This is a genomic window from Agrobacterium sp. 22-3639C2 (genome assembly GCF_053522105.1).
The window spans coordinates 1150058-1167732 of the sequence record NZ_JBNWDB010000001.1 but is presented as its reverse complement, the minus strand read 5'-3'; the positions used below and the strand labels follow the sequence as shown (position 1 = coordinate 1167732).

13 protein-coding genes and 1 tRNA gene are annotated in these 17675 nt (G+C 57.4%); 11 read left to right on the top strand and 3 right to left on the bottom strand.

Annotation, left to right across the window (positions count from 1 at the left end; all coding sequences use genetic code 11):
* Positions 1-35 precede the first annotated feature (35 nt).
* A complete protein-coding gene (gene carA / locus ACQZ6D_RS05910; protein ID WP_013636555.1) occupies positions 36-1241 on the bottom strand; it encodes a glutamine-hydrolyzing carbamoyl-phosphate synthase small subunit in 1206 nt (401 codons plus the stop codon).
* Positions 1242-1580: 339 nt separating this feature from the next.
* On the opposite strand from carA, the gene ACQZ6D_RS05905 reads away from it, so the two are divergent.
* From ACQZ6D_RS05905 to ACQZ6D_RS05890, 4 genes are all read left to right on the top strand, one after another.
* On the top strand, positions 1581-2030 hold the full coding sequence (locus ACQZ6D_RS05905; protein ID WP_026330775.1) for a GatB/YqeY domain-containing protein: 450 nt from the start codon (positions 1581-1583) through the stop codon (positions 2028-2030).
* A 382-nt stretch (positions 2031-2412) separates the two neighbouring features.
* Entirely contained in the window at positions 2413-4398 is a 1986-nt protein-coding gene (gene dnaG, locus ACQZ6D_RS05900; protein WP_013636554.1) for a DNA primase, read from the top strand.
* Positions 4399-4792: 394 nt separating this feature from the next.
* Positions 4793-6847 carry an RNA polymerase sigma factor RpoD gene (gene rpoD / locus ACQZ6D_RS05895; RefSeq protein ID WP_003513359.1) on the top strand — a complete coding sequence of 685 codons (2055 nt, stop codon included), beginning with the start codon at positions 4793-4795 and terminating at the stop codon, positions 6845-6847.
* Between the two features lie 195 nt (positions 6848-7042).
* On the top strand, positions 7043-7963 hold the full coding sequence (locus ACQZ6D_RS05890; RefSeq protein WP_038491710.1) for a DUF930 domain-containing protein: 921 nt from the start codon (positions 7043-7045) through the stop codon (positions 7961-7963).
* A gap of 176 nt (positions 7964-8139) precedes the next feature.
* Here the strand turns inward: ACQZ6D_RS05890 and ACQZ6D_RS05885 are convergent, their stop codons facing one another.
* Positions 8140-10692: an HWE histidine kinase domain-containing protein gene (locus ACQZ6D_RS05885; RefSeq protein WP_065702327.1), complete on the bottom strand. Its 2553-nt coding sequence runs from the start codon at positions 10690-10692 to the stop codon at positions 8140-8142.
* Between the two features lie 252 nt (positions 10693-10944).
* On the opposite strand from ACQZ6D_RS05885, the gene ACQZ6D_RS05880 reads away from it, so the two are divergent.
* Together ACQZ6D_RS05880 and ACQZ6D_RS05875 are read left to right on the top strand one after the other, a co-directional pair.
* Positions 10945-11370, top strand: coding sequence for a secondary thiamine-phosphate synthase enzyme YjbQ (locus tag ACQZ6D_RS05880; RefSeq protein WP_038491704.1), 426 nt, complete (start codon positions 10945-10947; stop codon positions 11368-11370).
* A gap of 159 nt (positions 11371-11529) precedes the next feature.
* Positions 11530-11907, top strand: coding sequence for a hypothetical protein (locus tag ACQZ6D_RS05875; RefSeq protein ID WP_003513350.1), 378 nt, complete (start codon positions 11530-11532; stop codon positions 11905-11907).
* Positions 11908-12078: 171 nt separating this feature from the next.
* On the opposite strand, the gene ACQZ6D_RS05870 is transcribed toward ACQZ6D_RS05875, so the two are convergent.
* Positions 12079-12822, bottom strand: coding sequence for an SIMPL domain-containing protein (locus ACQZ6D_RS05870; protein ID WP_003513348.1), 744 nt, complete (start codon positions 12820-12822; stop codon positions 12079-12081).
* Between the two features lie 178 nt (positions 12823-13000).
* On the opposite strand from ACQZ6D_RS05870, the gene ACQZ6D_RS05865 reads away from it, so the two are divergent.
* From ACQZ6D_RS05865 to ACQZ6D_RS05845, 5 genes are all read left to right on the top strand, one after another.
* A tRNA-Ile gene (locus ACQZ6D_RS05865) sits at positions 13001-13076 on the top strand.
* Positions 13077-13237: 161 nt separating this feature from the next.
* A complete protein-coding gene (locus ACQZ6D_RS05860; RefSeq protein WP_448729731.1) occupies positions 13238-14434 on the top strand; it encodes a tyrosine-type recombinase/integrase in 1197 nt (398 codons plus the stop codon).
* A gap of 233 nt (positions 14435-14667) precedes the next feature.
* Positions 14668-14883 (top strand): helix-turn-helix transcriptional regulator, encoded by a 216-nt coding sequence (locus tag ACQZ6D_RS05855; RefSeq protein ID WP_448729730.1) that lies wholly within the window; start codon positions 14668-14670, stop codon positions 14881-14883.
* Positions 14883-15551, top strand: a complete 669-nt coding sequence (locus tag ACQZ6D_RS05850; RefSeq protein WP_448729729.1) for a DUF1441 family protein — start codon at positions 14883-14885, stop codon at positions 15549-15551. The genes ACQZ6D_RS05855 and ACQZ6D_RS05850 overlap by 1 nt, the downstream gene beginning before the upstream one ends.
* A complete protein-coding gene (locus ACQZ6D_RS05845) occupies positions 15526-17616 on the top strand; it encodes a terminase gpA endonuclease subunit (RefSeq protein ID WP_448729728.1) in 2091 nt (696 codons plus the stop codon). Before ACQZ6D_RS05850 ends, ACQZ6D_RS05845 begins: the two co-directional genes overlap by 26 nt.
* Positions 17617-17675: the final 59 nt, after the last annotated feature.

Genomic DNA, 17675 nt, shown 5'->3' with positions numbered 1-17675 from the left:
GGGCCGTATATTTTTCCTGATTTTCCGAAGATGTCTCAGCGCTCGGCGAGCGCTGCCTCACCTTGTCTCTCGCGCAGCAGGTTGACGAAGCGGCGGAAGAGATAGTGGCTGTCCTGCGGGCCGGGCGATGCTTCCGGATGGTGCTGGACGGAGAAGACCGGCTTGCCGACGATGCGCAGGCCGCAATTGGTGCCGTCGAACAGCGACGTGTGGGTTTCTTCGACGCCATCAGGCAGCGACTTGGCGTCAACCGCAAAACCATGGTTCATGGAAACGATTTCCACCTTGCCGGTGGTGAAGTCCTTGACCGGATGGTTGGCGCCGTGGTGGCCCTGGTGCATCTTTTCAGTCTTGGCGCCGACGGCCAGGCCAAGCATCTGGTGGCCGAGGCAGATGCCGAAGATCGGCAGGTCGCTGTTGATGAGGTTCTGAATGACCGGTACGGCATATTCGCCTGTCGCTGCCGGATCTCCCGGACCGTTGGAAAGGAAAACGCCATCCGGCTTCAATGCCAGAATGTCTTCGGCGGATGTCTGGGCCGGAACCACCGTGACCTTGCAATCGAGACCGGCGAAGAGACGCAGGATGTTGCGCTTGACGCCGAAATCCACGCAAACGACATGGTACTTCGCATCGGCTTCATTCAGCGTGCCGTAACCCTCGTTCCAAACCCAAGGCGTTTCCGTCCAGGTGGAGGATTGGCCGGATGTGGCTTCGATGGCGAGATCGAGGCCGACGAGACCGCTCCATGCCTTGGCTTCCGCCTTCAGCGCATCGATGTCGAACACGCCGTTGGGATCATGGGCGATCACCGCGTTTGGTGCACCGTTTTCGCGTATCCATGCCGTCAGCGCGCGCGTGTCGATGCCGCAAAGGCCGATGACGCCGCGGGCTTTCAGCCAGGCATCCAGATGCTTGGCGGCGCGGAAGTTCGAAGGGTCGGTGATGTCGGCCTTGAAGATGACGCCGACTGCACCGCGGCGGGCGGCTGGCGTCAGGTCTTCGATGTCTTCCTCATTGGTGCCGACATTGCCGATGTGCGGGAAGGTGAAGGTGACGATCTGGCCGAGATAGGACGGATCGGTCAGGATTTCTTCGTAACCGGTCAGTGCGGTGTTGAAGCAGACTTCCGCCTGTACCTTGCCGGTTGCGCCGATCCCCGTTCCCTCGATCACTGTGCCATCGGCAAGAACAAGCATTGCGGTCGGTTTGCGGGTAGTCCAGGGCGCTGTCTCGGTCATCTCGTTCCGTTTCTGCCGCTTCGCACCCCGCCTCTTGAAAGGCAGGGGGAGAGGGGCCATTTTTTGTCGCAGGCTTCGTGACATAAAGGGGCGCGCGAAAAACTCGCGTTTTGACCCTTCGTTAAAATCTCGTGCAGGTGCCGGAAAATAACGAAAGCTGCTTAAACGGTCAACCGCAGGCTCGAGATTTACGCGGAATTAAACCTTCGCACATTCAAAGGCTTATGCATTTGATTTGCTTGAGCGGGTTTGCTCGGTTATGTCGTTTCGAAAAATAAGGTGGAAAGTTTCCGTGTCGAGAAGCTGCGGAATGCACTTTCCCAAGGAGAAGAAGAAATGATGCGCGACACGTTCGCTAATACTCTGAAAGACGCGCTGAAGGCTCGTGACGCCCGGCGTACATCGACCGTGCGTCTCATCCAGGCGGCCATCAAGGATCGCGATATTGCCAATCGCGGCGTGGGCAAGGACCCCGTCACCGACGACGAGATCATGCAGATCCTGACCAAGATGGTAAAGCAGCGGGAAGAGTCCGCCAGCATCTATGATGGTGCCGGTCGCGCCGAGCTTGCCGCTCAGGAGCGCGAGGAAATCGTCATCATCAAGGAATTCATGCCGGAAGAGATTCCGGCCGAAAAGGTGCGCGAATTGTGCCAGGCCGTCATCAGCGAAACCGGCGCCTCCGGCCTGCGTGACATGGGCAAGTGCATGAATGCGCTCAAGGAGCGCTATCCCGGCCAGATCGACTTCGCGAAAGCATCCGGCGTCGTCAAGGATTTGCTGAAGTAGGTTTCGCCCGTTCGGAAAAAGTAAAGGCAGGGCAGCCATGGCTGCCCTGCCTTTTTGCTGCCGACGAAGGCGCATTTCGGCGGATCAAAATGCGGTCACGCGCAGGCGTTTTTCGGGGGACGTGCCTGCGGGCGTCAGCAGCTTTATGAGAATGTCCGGGCGCTGCCTTTGAATATGTTTTATACCTCGGCGACGGTTGGCTCAAATTACAAAAACATAATTTTTTGTGATGATGCGCTGCCATAAATTTGCCCGAAGCGGGCGACAGCGGCGATGCGGTTTTAGTGCGATGGCCTGTGAATATCGGGTATTCCGGTTCTTTGGGTTTGGTACTGACCCCTTTCTGCGCTTATATGAAAGACTGGCCTCGAACAGGTAAACCATGCGATTTTCCAATTCTTTTCTCGATGAGATACGCGACCGCGTGAACATCTCTGATGTGATCGGCAGACGTGTGTCCTGGGATAAGAAGAAGACCAATACGCCGCGGGGCGATTATTGGGCCTGCTGCCCGTTCCATGGCGAAAAAAGCCCGAGTTTTCACTGCGAGGATCGCAAGGGGCGATACCATTGTTTCGGTTGCGGTGTTTCCGGCGATCATTTCCGGTTTCTCACCGATCTCGAGGGGTTGAGTTTCCCCGAAGCCGTTCAGCAGATCGCCGACATGGCCGGCATCTCCATGCCGCAGCCCGATCCGCAGGCTGAGAAGCGCGAGCGCGAGCGCACCTCGTTGCAGGACGTCATGGAAATGGCGACGCTGTTCTTTCAGGATCAGTTGCAGACCGCGCTTGGTGCGCGGGCGCGGGCTTATCTGCGCGATCGCGGACTGACTGGGCGCACCATCGAGACATTCAGGCTCGGTTTTGCACCAGATAGCCGCAATGCGCTAAAGGAGCATCTGGCGAGCAAGGGTGTGGCGCGCGAACAGATGGAAGCCTGCGGGCTGGTGGTGCATGAAAACGTGCCGGTTTCCTATGACCGCTTCCGCGACCGCATCATGTTCCCGATCCTGTCGTCGCGCGAAAAGGTGATCGCTTTCGGCGGCCGCGCCATGGCGGCGGATGCAGTGGCCAAATATCTGAACTCCAACGAGACCGAGCTTTTTCACAAGGGCAATGTTCTCTACAATTTCGCCCGTGCGCGGCGCGCCTCGCAGGCTTCCGGTGGCACCGTCATTGCCGTCGAAGGTTATATGGATGTCATTGCGCTTTATCAGGCGGGTGTCGAAAATGCTGTCGCCCCGCTCGGCACGGCGCTGACGGAAAGCCAGCTTGATCTCCTGTGGAAAATGTCGCCGCAGCCGATCCTCTGCTTTGATGGCGACGGCGCCGGCATTCGTGCCGCCAACCGCGCAGCCGATCTCGCCTTGCCGCATATCAAGCCCGATCGTTCGGTGAGCTTTGCGCTTTTGCCCGACGGAAAAGACCCTGATGATCTCGTGCGGCTGGAGGGGCGTGCGCCTTTTGACCGTGTGCTTTCCGAGGCAAAACCGCTCGCGGCGATGATCTGGAGCCGCGAGACCTCTTCGGTGACTTTCGATACGCCTGAAAAGCGTGCCCAGCTTGAAAGCCGGCTGCGGCAGATCGTTGCCGTCATCGGCGACGAGGCGGTGCGGCGTTTTTACCAGCAGGATATGCGCGACAGGCTGAATGCCTTCTTCCAGCCGCGTTTTCAGCAGGGCGGTTCGCAGGGTGGAAATTTCCGCCGCGATGGCCAGCAGGGTAATGGGCGCGGGTTCCAGAGGAACGCTTCCGGACGGGGTGGAGCCATGGCTGCGCCGGCCAGCAACATTTCCGACCGGCTTACCCAGTCGGGTCTGGTCAGGGGGCACCAGACCAAGCCTTCACTTCGCGAAAGCGTTCTCGCCATCACCATCGTCAACCATCCCGAACTGCTGCTTGAGGAATATGACGAGATCGCCGCGATCGATTACGAGAACCGCGATCTGCAACGCCTGTGGTCGACTGTGCTGACCTTTGCAGCGGAAAGTGCGGCCGAGATTTCGCGGGCAGGGCTGATCGAGCGCCTGTCGCAGCAGGGTTTCGAGGTGCTTTTGAAAACCATGGACCAGCAGGTGCGCAATGCGCGCCTGTGGACGGCCACGGAACAGGCGGCGCTAGAAGATGCGCGTGAGGGATATGTGCAGGCGCTTTCCCTGCACAAGAGGACGAAATCCCTGCTCTGGCAGAAGCGCGAGCTGGAACGGGAAATAGGCGAGGCGACGGACGACGAACGCGGCACGCTTCTGGTGCGGGCGCTGGCCGAAGTTCAGCTGGAAATCGGCCGAATGGAAAATCAGGAAGCGATCATCGATGGTTTCGGCGTCATGTCCGGCCGGGTAAAGGGTCCGGCTGTCGGCCATGGCTGAGAACTGCGGCCAAGAATAGAAAGACGTGTGGGGTTGCCTTTTGCTGCAAGCGCCCTAAATAGGGGGTAGTCTGGTGATAACTCGCAAAATGCGGCCCTTTTTATGAATTTCCGTGGCTGTCTCGCCCTCAAAGGCTTGACGGGGCGGGAAATAGCGGGAATCACCAATTCAGGAATAGTAAGGTGGAATGAGCCTTGGCGGATAGAAATTGCATGAGCAAGCATTTTCGGGTGCACTGTCTTTGCATTCTGCCTGAGGCTGCCGTGGTTAATCGGCAATTAAAGATCACTCCGTTAGGTGTCTGACAGTGATTCGCTGTTATCAGCCGGATGCTCTCAAGGCGAACGGCTATGCGGCGGAACAGGTGTTAGCGTCAGGGAAAGCGACGAGATAGATGGCAACCAAAGTCAAAGAAAACGAAGAAGCAGAAAACGAACGCGACGGTGCGACGGACGGTCCGCTTCTCGATCTTTCGGATGACGCGGTCAAAAAGATGATCAAGGCCGCCAAGAAGCGCGGCTATGTGACGATGGACGAGCTGAATTCCGTCCTGCCGTCCGAAGAAGTGACGTCCGAGCAGATCGAAGACACGATGGCGATGCTGTCCGATATGGGCATCAACGTTATCGAGGACGAGGATGCCGAGGAAGCACCGGGCGAAGCCGAAAGCGACGATTCCGATAACGAAGAGTCCGAAGGCGGCGAACTGGCACCTTCCGGCGGTACCGCGCTTGCGACCGCGAAGAAAAAAGAACCGACCGACCGTACCGACGATCCTGTGCGCATGTATCTGCGCGAAATGGGTTCCGTAGAGCTTCTGTCGCGCGAAGGCGAAATCGCCATCGCCAAGCGCATCGAGGCCGGCCGCGAAACGATGATCTCCGGCCTTTGCGAAAGCCCGTTGACGTTCCAGGCGCTGATCATCTGGCGCGACGAACTCAACGAAGGCACGACGCTTCTGCGCGAGATCATCGATCTCGAAACCACCTATTCCGGCCCGGAAGCCAAGGCTGCCCCGCAGTTCCAGAGCCCGGAAAAGATCGAGGCGGACCGCAAGGCCGCCGAAGAGAAGGAAAAGACCCGCAGACTGCGTGCGCCCTCCGGTGACGAGGATGTGACTGATGTGGGTGGCGATGGCCTGCCGCCGGAAGAGGAAGAAGAGGACGACGACGAGTCCAACCTTTCGCTTGCCGCGATGGAAGCCGAGCTGCGTCCGCAGGTCATGGAAACGCTCGACACCATTGCCGACACCTACAAGAAGCTGCGCAAGCTTCAGGACCAGCAGGTCGAAGCTCGCCTTGCCTGCACGGGGACCCTGTCCTCCGGTCAAGAGCGCCGCTACAAGGATCTCAAGGACCAGTTGATCACGGCTGTGAAGTCGCTGTCGCTGAACCAGAACCGTGTCGACAGCCTTGTCGAGCAGCTTTACGATATTTCCAAGCGTCTGATGCAGAACGAAGGCCGGCTGCTGCGCCTTGCCGAATCCTATGGCGTCAAGCGCGACAGCTTCCTCGAGCAGTATCACGGTGCGGAACTCGATCCGAACTGGATGAAGTCGATTGCCAATCTGGCCGCCCGCGGCTGGAAGGAATTCGCCCGCGAGGAAAGCAACACGATCCGCGAGATCCGTCAGGAAATCCAGAATCTGTCGACGGAAACCGGTATTTCCATCGCCGAATTCCGCCGTATCGTTTCCATGGTACAGAAGGGTGAGCGCGAAGCGCGTATCGCCAAGAAGGAGATGGTCGAGGCCAACCTGCGTCTCGTGATCTCCATCGCCAAGAAATACACAAACCGCGGCCTGCAGTTCCTCGATCTCATTCAGGAAGGCAATATTGGCCTGATGAAGGCGGTGGACAAGTTCGAATATCGCCGTGGTTACAAGTTCTCGACCTATGCGACGTGGTGGATCAGACAGGCGATCACCCGTTCGATCGCCGACCAGGCGCGCACGATCCGTATTCCGGTTCACATGATCGAGACGATCAACAAGATCGTTCGCACCTCGCGCCAGATGCTGCACGAGATCGGCCGTGAGCCGACCCCGGAAGAGCTGGCGGAAAAGCTGGCCATGCCGCTTGAAAAGGTGCGTAAGGTTCTGAAAATCGCCAAGGAGCCGATTTCGCTCGAAACCCCTGTGGGTGACGAAGAGGATTCGCATCTCGGCGACTTCATCGAAGACAAGAACGCGCTGCTGCCTATCGACGCCGCCATTCAGGCCAACTTGCGCGAGACGACGACCCGCGTTCTCGCCTCGCTGACGCCGCGTGAAGAACGTGTTCTGCGCATGCGTTTCGGCATCGGCATGAACACCGACCATACGCTGGAAGAAGTCGGCCAGCAGTTCTCGGTCACGCGCGAACGTATTCGCCAGATCGAGGCGAAGGCACTGCGCAAGCTGAAGCATCCGAGCCGCTCCAGAAAGCTCAGAAGCTTCCTCGACAGCTAAGCCTTTGCCTGCTTTAAAATTGAACCCGGTCAGTCACCTCTGGCCGGGTTTTTTGTTTCCCGCACTGGCGATCTCTGCGACAAGCCTTATGTGTGAAAACAAAGCGTTCCGCGTTTTCGGAAATGCTCAGGTTCGATTTGGCTCGATAACATGCAACAGGTTTCGGCAAGCAGATGGCGAGGGAAGGGATGGGCGGTGCCCGTCTCCGTGTTGCTGCATCTGGCTGTGGTCGCGATCTTTCTTTTTGAACTGCCCGAACGCATAGCCGAACCGCAGGAGCCGGAAAGCATCAGCGTCGATCTGGTGCCGCCGCCTGAGGAAAAGAAGCCGGAAGAAGCCAAGCCTCCCGCCGCCGAGCAGGCAAAGCAAGAAAAGCCGCAGCCTCCACCGCCGCCGCCCGCTCCGCCGGCAGAGGAGCCGAAACCTTCGCCGCCCTTGCAGGCGACGCTGCCGGCGATCGCCATGCGGCCGGAGGAGACGCAGGCGGACCCAGAGGACAAGCCAGGTAAGGCGGAGGAAGCGGACAAGACCGAGCCTTCCAAGGAGCCTGAAAGCCAGCCTGAAAAGACGGCTGAGGATAAGCCCGCGCCATCTGCCGCCAACGGCGATCTCAAGGCGTCCGCCGAGCAGGGAGAAATTGCGGTTTCACCCGTCAAGCAAGAGGCTGAGCCGGAAAAGGCGCCTGTGCCGCAGGAGAAACCGGCTGACGAAAAACCTGCCGAGGTGGCAAAGGAGAAGCCCGCGAAACTTCCGGCCGCGAAACAATTATTGTCTTCGTCGCTGCTTTCTCCGGCCCAAAGACGCCAGATGTTTGGTGATCTGCCGCCCCGCCGCCGCATTGTTCAGCTTTGCAGCACGGAGGCTCTGGCGCAAATTCAGGGCGCGGGTTTTGCCGCCCGTGGCATGATACCCTATTCGGATACGGGCGGGAGGATATCGGGGAATTCGATTGATGCTTCCGGCGGCGCATTCAACACCGGCAATAGCTGGCACGATGTGTCTTTTCAGTGCGAAGTCGATCTGGATAACTACGCCGTGACGGCCTTCCGGTTTAAAATTGGGAACGCCTTAACACCGGATGAGGCGAAAAAGCGGGGCTTCACCCGATTTCAATGAAGGCTAGTTTTTTTAAACTTTTGGTTTGCTGACGAAGGTTTCCGTCCGCCACTCCGTCTTCCTCGGGCTTGTCCCGAGGATATGCAACCGACTGATTTTGTAGACGTGTTTAAATCCTTGGGACAAGCCCAAGGATAACGTCGAGTCTGGACATGTCGGTCAGCAGGGCTGGGAGCTTACACCCTCTCCGTATCCCCGACCAACAGCCCGATACCCGCCATCAGCGCATCCTCGTCGTACGGCTTCCTGATAACAGGCACGTTGCCGAAGTCGTCAGGCACCATGCTGGCATCGGCATAGCCGGTTGCGAACAGGAAGGGGATGCCGCGGCGGTGAAGCTCGCGTGCGACGGCGATGGAGGTGTCGGAACCGAGATTGATGTCGAGGATAGCCACATCCGGCACGTAGCTCTTCAGTTTCTCGATGGCCATTGCCGAGGAGGTCGCGGTTTCGATTGTCTTGATGCCGTTGTCTTCCAGCATGTTTTCCACATCCATGGCGATCAGCATCTGGTCTTCTACGAGCAATATTTTCAACGTTTCCTCCCGGTTGGACCGTCTGGGTTGTGGTACGGCGTCATCCTCCGTCTTCATCTCGGAAGCTGTCATGACTGCTGAGATATGGCGGGAGGGCAGGAGAATTTCCGCCTCCAGTCCATCAGGCAAATACCGAATGGTGCTGCGTCCGCCCAGATCGTAGGGGATGCTGCGGCTGATGAGCGCCGTGCCGAACCCGGAGCGTGATGGTGTGGGCAGCTTGGTAGGCAGAATTTCGCGCCAATGTATCAGGCAATCGCGGTTTTCGTCGACTTCCCAGCGTAGATCCAGTTTTCCGCCGGTCTGCGCAAGCGCGCCGTATTTGGCAGCATTCGTCGCCAGTTCATGCAGTACGAGGGCCATGACGGAAAATGCGCGCGAATCGAGCGTGACCTGTGGTCCGGCGAGATCAACAACGGCCTCGGCTGAACGGTGCGGCGACAATTCGGCGTCCAGCAGGTCGCGCAATGACCCGCCGCCTTCACCGCGAATGATCTGGTCATGGGCAAAGGACAATGCCTGGATACGACCCTTCAGCGCACCGACATATTCCTGCAGGGTTTTACCCTCCTGCGAGGGATTGCCGACCAGCGATTTGATAATGGCGAGAACGTTCTTGACGCGGTGGTTGAGTTCCTCGTTCAGCATGCGCTGGCGCACTTCCGCGCGCTCCCTTTCGCCCGCCATCAGCTCGCTGTGATGGAATGCGACCTCGACCAACGCTATTCTTGCGGCTTCGGCAATTTCCCGGTCCGCATCTGACCATGGCTGCGCCTGCAGGCGCACGGTCTCCTTCCAGATCGCGAAGCTCTTGCGCGGGGTGAGACGATCGCCGAGCGGACCGGTCTCATAGGATTTTTCCGGGTTGCCGGCCCAGTTCAGATTCTGCACGATCTCCCTGCGGAAAAACAGCAGATAGTCGTTTTTGACCTGCGACAGCGGAATGGCGAGCATTCCGGCTGCGGTATCTGCATAAATCTCCGCTTCCGGTATGGCTTGCGAGATGGCATGGGTTGCCCAGACCCTTCCCTCACTGACAGAGGTTACGAAGCGCGCCAGCCTTGGAATGGCATCCGCGGGCGGCGTTGCGCCGTGGCCGTGCCAGTTGTTGTCCACCCAAAGCCCGACGCCGTCGCATGGCATCAGATCGGCAAAATCCTGGAAACTGTCGATCAGCAGTTCCTCAATGTGCGCGTGATGGGCGGCGAGCCGCAGGAAGCGGTCGAGAGCGGCATGGGCGTGGTTGACGGTATCGAGTTTGCGCTTCTGCTTAAGGACCTGCAAATGCATGGAGAAAAACTCTCCAAACATTTCTGCGGCGATCCTGACCGACATCGTCAGAACGCGTGGCGAATAATGGTGGCAGGCGATAAGACCCCACAGGGCGCCATCGACGATCACCGAAATCGACATGGAGGCAGCAACGCCCATATTGCGAAGATATTCGCAATGGATGGGAGAAACGCTGCGCAAATGCGCGAATGACAGATCAAGCGGTTCACCAGACACATCGATGGCGGGCAATACGGGAACTCGTATTCCGCTGGCGTCGGATATGATACGCAGTGTGTTTTTCAGATAGAGCGTGCGGGCCTGTTGCGGTATGTCGCTTGCCGGAAAATATTGTCCGAGAAAGCTTTCCAGTTCCGGCTGCTTTGCCTCCGACACGACCTTGCCTGCACCGTCATCCTCGAAACGGTAGATCATCACCCGGTCGTAACCCAAGGTCGCCTTTACCAGCCGGGTTGTTCTCGAAATCAGGCTTTCGACCGTGTCCGCCTCGCGAATGCGGTCCACCATCTTGCGTGCGGTACCAAGCGGCTGGGTCTCGCTCCCTGACGGTTCGAATTCGATGATCGTCGTGGATTTATAGCGGTGGAGCGCAATATCGAAGCTGCGACCATCGCGCAGTTCCATATTGGGCAGCATGGCAGGGCGGGTGGTCCTGCCGGTTACCGTGAGTGCGTTGCGAAGGTCATGGACGAGATTTTTACCAAGCACTTCTTCGGCGGTTCTGCCGTTGATATCGCCATCGACGCGCAAGATCTCGCGACAGTTTTCCGAATGTCGCAGGACCATGCGCATGGCGTTATCGCAAGCGATCAGGCAGCCGTGCGATTGAATATAACCTGGAATGTGGATGGGTTCGCGGTCGCAATTTGTCAGGTCGACATTATAATCAGTGGATGCCATGAATCTATCTCTCGCACCCTCTGCCTGTCTTGCACTGAAAATAGTTTAGTCGTCCGCAGACGGGAAAGCCTGAATGGTTCATTCTGATAGTGCCAATCCTTCCCCGTTTTTTGCAACCGTGACGCCGGTATTCCGTTCTATTAAAGGCAGCCGCCATGTCATGGAAGCAAGCCTTTTCGCCATCAGTTACAATTCGACATGGTCCAACGTTTGCAGTGCCTAATTTGTTCCGAATTTTCTAAAGGAAATAACGTGCCGCAGAAGAAAATGACCATTACCACCACCCACGGGCAGGGGCTCTACGAATTTACGTCCGAGGCCGAGCGCTTTGTGAAGGAGGCAGGCGTGGACGAAGGCCTTTTGACCGTCTTCGTCAGGCACACATCCTGCTCCCTGCTTATCCAGGAAAATGCCGATCCGGATGTTCGGCGCGATCTGGCGATATTTTTTTCCCGCCTCGTGCCACCTTCCGACGATGTCTCCATGCGCTGGGTCGTCCACACGCTCGAAGGCCCTGATGACATGCCTGCTCACATCAAATCGGCCCTGACCGCGGTTTCCATCGGAGTACCGATCAGCGATGGCAGGCTTACCCTTGGCACATGGCAGGGCCTTTATCTTTTCGAACATCGCGACCGGCCGCACCGCCGTGAAATCGTTCTGCATATCTCCCCATGATTCCCGTCAAAAGCCCCGACTTTTCCTTTCGTTTTCCCGTTAATGTCTCTGAACGTCTGCTGAACATGCGGTTCTGTCGGCGTTCAGGCGGGCGGGTCTAGGGTCTCGTCAATCGCCGGGGGACGTCCCTGCCGGCGCAGAACCAAACGGAGTGAGTTCATGTTCAGTACCTTCGCAAAAGCCGGCCTGGCTGCCCTCATCGCCCTCGGCGGAATTTCCGTCACCGCTCCAGCTGCTTCGGCTGGCCCGGATGTTCAGCTCAGAGTTCAGGTTCAGGATGGATACGGTCATGACAGAGGCCGCGGCCCGGGCTGGGGTCGTCCCGATCGTCCTGGTCCGGGTTGGGGCCGTCCTGACCGCCCGCGTTACGGTTGCTCGCCGCGGCTTGCGGAGGAAAAGGCTAGCCGCATGGGTCTTCGCCGCGCGCGCGTTGTCGATGTATCGCCGCGCCGTGTCGTGGTTGCAGGCTTCGACCGTCGCGGCCCTGACCGCATCTTCTTCGCCAATGAGCGTGGTTGCCCGGTGATCCGTCGCTAAACGGCTGATATTGATCCGCGGAAATCCCCCGCCCTTCGCGCGGATCAAAAAAAATGCCCCTCGCTTGTTCTGACAGGCGGGGGGCGTTTCTTTTTGTGGCCTCTCGGGTGGCGGTTACGCGCAGCCGTTCGGCAAATGCGGGCGGCGGGCAATGCCGCCGCTCCGACTGTTTTATTCGCCCAGGGCGAAGGTGACGTTGACCACCACGCTGTAGCTGTTCTCACCCGAAGCGATCGGCACGCTGTCGGCCTCCTTCGCCATCGAAGCGCGCATCATGGTCTGCGGCACCGGCATGGGCCGCTGCATGTTCTCGCTGATCTGGATCACGCGTCCAAGCTTCACGCCCGCCGCTTCCGTCAGCGTTTTCGCTTTGGCCAGCGCATCGGCAACGGCTTGCTTGCGGGCCTCGGTCACGGTTGCTTCCGGCTTGTCATTGGTAAAGGTAATATCGCCGCCCTGGTTGATACCGAGCTTGACGGAGGTATCGAGTATCTCGCCCAGCTTCTTCAGGTCGCGTACGCGCACGGTCAGTCCGTTGGAAACTTGATAGCCGGTAATTTCCGGTGCAACGTAAACGCCGTCTTTCGGCTCATAATGCTTGTAAAGCGGCTGCACGGAGAAATTGCTCGTCTGCAGGTCGCGGTCTTCGATGGCGGACGCCTTCAGCGATTTCAGAACCTCGGCGAGCGCCTTGGAATTCTCTGTCAGAGCCGCAGCCGCCGTTTCCGCCTGCTTGACGACACTGAATGACAGGATCGCCATATCGGGCGCGATTGCCGACTGGCCTTCGCCGGAAACACTGATGGTTGCTTCGCGCGGAGTGGCATCCTGCGCAAGGGCATTACCGGCAAGCGGCATCATTGCTGCTGCGGTCAATGCACTGAGTGCGAAAAGGCGGGCCTTTGTCGTCGTCATGGTGTTTCCTCGTTGATTGTGTCCCTTTGCAGGGTATTGCCTTAGATTGTGAAGCTAATACGGCAACGGCAGCTTGCGATAGCATCAATGGCTTGTCGGGCCGTAAAAATTACGTTAGAGCGTGACCCACCGGATTCGAACCATTGCGAAGCCGGTGTTTCGGATAATTTTTCCGAAAGGGCCTGTAGCTCAATGGTTAGAGCCGGCGGCTCATAACCGCTTGGTTGGGAGTTCGAGTCTCTCCGGGCCCACCAAACTCTCGTTTCATCGAGATCATACCGTTTCAAAATCCCCTCGAAACCCTTATAATCCAGCCATCTAAGTGTTCATCCTGTTTCATGTTGTTGCATGGCATCCGTGCGCAATGTTGGTATAGGTGTTGGAAACGCGATGTTGGATTCCAACAGGAGTGAAAATGGCGCTCACAGATGCAGCTTGCCGTGCGGCAAAAGGTCAAGAGAAGCTTTATAAACTGAGTGATGCAGGAGGTCTCCAACTGTGGGTGCATCCTACCGGATCGCGCACTTGGCGACTCGCATACAGGTTCGAGGGGAAGCAGAAAAACCTCACCCTTGGCACCTATCCCGACATGAAGCTGGTCGAAGCTCGCGATCTGCGCGACGACGCGAAACGCCGGCTGCGCAAAGGTGAAGATCCTGCAATCGTAAAAGAGGATGTCAGTTCGGCGCCAGTCCGAACATTCCAAGAGATGTATAACGAGTGGTTCGAGAAAAAGAAGAACCGCTGGTCTGAAGGTCAGTCCATCCGCATCGCCAGCCGCATGAAGCGAAACGTCATGGCCGACCTCGGGCCTCTGGATATCACGAAAATCGACGCCGACACGATACTGAGAGTTCTCCGAAAGATTGAAGACCGCGATGCCGTCGATATGGCGAAGCGCGTCCGTCAGAGTGTCGCGAACGTCTTTCAATATTGCCAGGGGCTCGGTGTGATAGCGGTCGATCCCACAGTCAACATGAGCAAGGTCATGAAGACCCCGCCCAAAAAGAAACGCAGGAGCTTCGTCAGGCCGAGCGGTGTACCGGCTCTGATGGCCGCCATCCGAGATTATGACGGAGAGCCGGTCACGAGACTGGCATTGGAATTCACGTTGCGAAACATGGTCCGCACTAAGGAAACGCGGTTTGCTGCGTGGAGCGAATTTGAGGACCTGGATGGTAAAACACCGCTTTGGCGAATTCCGGCCGAGCGGATGAAAGTTGGCCTTGAACACCTGGTGCCGTTATCTTCGCAGAGCGTGGATTTGCTGCGCGAGGCGAAGAAGTTCAGCTTGGGAACCGATTTTGTTTTTCCAACTGATTCGCGAGAAGGGGTGATGTCGTACAATACGATGCTCTATGCCCTCTACCGTATGGGTTACCATTCGACGGCGACAGTGCACGGCTTCCGGACGACCGCGTCTACCATTCTGAACGAGAACGGGCATTTCAACTCGGACTGGATCGAGCGACAGCTTTCTCATGTTGAGGAAAATCAGGTGCGTGCTGCCTACAATGCTGCGGAGTACATCAACCAACGGCGTGAGATGTTGCAATGGTGGAGCGATTATCTTGATGAGAAATTGGAAGCCGAACAATCCCGTCGCGACTGAGACTGTTCGGCCAAGCTCCTGCATATTGGCCTACGGGACGGATGCCCTCTCTGGTGCGGTGTCCGTCTACTCCAAGTACGATCACCTGTTTCAGTTAGCTGCCGCTTCGGCTACTTGCTATCAATGCTCTTTCCAAAAGCCCGCTTAGCGGGACAACAAACAGTTGGCATATTCCGGCTTGTAAATCAACAAAAAGGTGATTATCGTCTCATCAAGTGACGGGATGAAAATCTATGCAACAACATGCGACATCTGGCCAGAAGCCCACAGAACCCATGCGGTTCCTGCGTGTAAAGCAGGTTCTCGAACGGGTTCCGGTCGCTCGCTCGACGATATGGCGCATGTCGGAGAGTGGAGAATTCCCGCGCAGCATCAAAATCGGAAGCGCAACTTTTTGGGTTGAATCCGAAGTTGATGAGTGGATGCGTGAAAGGGCTCAGTCCAGATAATGGCAGATGTATTCGACGACATTCTTGGATCCGACAACAGCCCGCCCCGGCAACGCGGACGACCGAAGGGGAGTTTCAAAAAAGCGCCGCCGCCGAACATGAAGTACAAGGCTATCGGTGACAACAAACTCCTGCAGCTTGACGACATCTATACCGGTGTGTCGGTCGATTGGCTTTCCAAGGTCTTCCGAATGTCCCGCGCCGCCGTGGTAGCGTCACTCGCAGACTGCCCACCGCTCCGTGACGGTGGCGCCAAGCATTACGACCTAGCGACGGCTGCCGCCTATCTCGTCGATCCTGTGAAGGATCTGCAAGCGGCCATGAAGAAATTGAAGGCCGAAGACCTGCCGGAGAACCTTCGAGAGTCATTCTGGAACGCCCAAATCAAGGAACTCAAGTACCAGACACTGGCCGGCGAACTCTGGCCCACCAAGTCGGTAGAGAAGGTGCAGGGCGATGCCTTCAAGGCGATCCGCAGTCACACCATGTTGTGGGCCGACACGGTGGAAGAAAAAGCGGGGATGAACCCCAAACAGCATTCGGTTCTGACCGGACTGGTGGATCAGCTTCTCAACGAACTCCATTCAACATTAGTCGCCTTCGAGAAGAAGTCCACGACCCGTAGCAAGATCGCAGATTTGTATGACCCTTCTGACGACGCTATTTGAACAAAAGGTGAAGCCGAAATTCCGCAGTCTCGAAGCAATGCTGGTCGAGACATCGGCCGCTGTGCGCCCGCCAGAACGCCTATCGGTTTCGGAGTCGGCGCAGAAGTACCGCTATATCGACGGACTGAAGTGGGACAATTCCACGGCGCCATATCTCAAAGAGCCGATGGACATGCTCGGCAGCCTTGATCACACCGGCATGGTTCTCGTCGGGCCGGCGCGCTGTGGCAAGTCGGAAGTGGGCTTGAACTGGCTCAACCACTCTGCGCTCTGCGATCCTGCGGACATGATGATCGTCCACATGAAGCGTGACAGTGCTCGCGATTGGTCGAACAAGGAACTGCAGAAGTTCATCAACCAGAACGCCAAAATTCGCGAACAACTACTGGATCGCAACACCCACGACCTCCGTTTCCGAAACGGTATGGACTTGCTGATCAAGTGGCCGACCATCACCGAATTTTCCGGTAAGACTGTTCAGCGCATGGTGCTGAATGACTACGACCACATGCCCCCTGACATTGATGGCGAAGGGCCGGCATGGGATTTGGCGAAAATGCGTACCTTCACCTTCCGGCGCTTTGGAATGACCTACGCCGAAGGCTCCCCCGGTCGCGAACTGGATGATCCCAAGTGGATACCGAACTCCAAACATCAGGCTCCACCCGCCAAGGGGATCATGGAAGTCTACAACAAGGGTGATCGGCGCCGACTTTACTGGCGCTGTCTGTCTTGCGGTAATGGGTTCGAGCCCGACTTCTCTTGCATGAACTATCCTGACACCAAAGATTTTCTGGAAGCAGGAGAGATGGCGACAATGCGTTGCCCTCACTGCCAGCACGACCACTTGTTCGAAGACCGGCAGGAACTGAATGAGAACGCGAAGTGGTTGCGTGACGGTCAGTACATGGACGATCAGGGCAACATTCTCGGGAATGGCGTGGTGTCGGATATCGCATCGTTCTGGCTGAAGGGGCCGGTTGCAAAGTACCAGACGTGGGCTGGTCTCGTGGTGGAGTATCTTCGTGCACAGGCCGGTTTTGAGGCGACCGGTGATGAAGGTGCGCTGCGGAAATTCACCAACACGAACCTTGGAATGCCGTATATTCCCCGAGCCCTCGCGAACGCCCGCACGCCTGAAACGCTCATGGAGCGTGCCGACAATTGGGGTTCTACTAAAGAAGAACCCACCGTACCGGCCGGCGTGCGCTTCCTTGAGGCCACTGTGGATATTCAGTCCGGCAGCCGCCGCGGCTTCGTCGTGCAGGTTACGGGCTTTGGTGTAGGCGGGGATGCGTGGATTATTGATATGTTCCGCCTACTGAAGTCGGAGCGCTTGGATGAGTCCGGCGACAGGCTCCCGATGAACCCCGCCGCTTACGCGGAAGATTGGGATCTGCTCATCGATCGCGTGATCAACAAGACATACCCACTGGCAGATGGTTCCGGCCGGCGCATGTCGATCAAGATTACCGGTTGTGACTATGGCGGTGAAGATGGCGTTTCCGTCCAGGCGCGAGAATTCTGGCGGCGGCTGCGCAATGAGCACGGTCTTTCTAACCGCTTCGCGCTGGTCAAAGGTATGCCGAACCGGAACATCCAGACGGCATCGAAGCACTATCCTGACGCTCAGCAGAAGGACAAGTTGAACACCGCTCGCGGCGACGTGCCTGTCTGGTATTTGAATTCCAACGAATTGAAAGACACACTGGCCGGTCAGTTCGATCGCACGGACGCGGCCGGTGGCCGGTGGACATTCCCTCATTGGGCAGAACCATGGCTGTATTCTCAGCTAACTGCTGAAAACCGAACCGACAAAGGTTGGGAGCCACCGAAGAACAATCGCCGGCACAACGAAGCGTGGGACTTGAGCTATTATGCACTCGGCCTGCTTCGCCATGAGGAAGTCCGAGCAACGCGAATCGGTTTTTGGGATAGTCCGCCACCGTGGGCCGCACCGTGGGATGAGAACATCCTGGTGTTCGGTGAAAAGGAAGAACCAGCCTTCCACGCTCCGCAAAAGAAATCATATGATTTCGGCGCACTCGCGAAAACTCTTGCCTGAATAATCAACAAACAGTTGACTTTGTAAACTGGTTTCGGGTATCTTTTTATCAACCACCA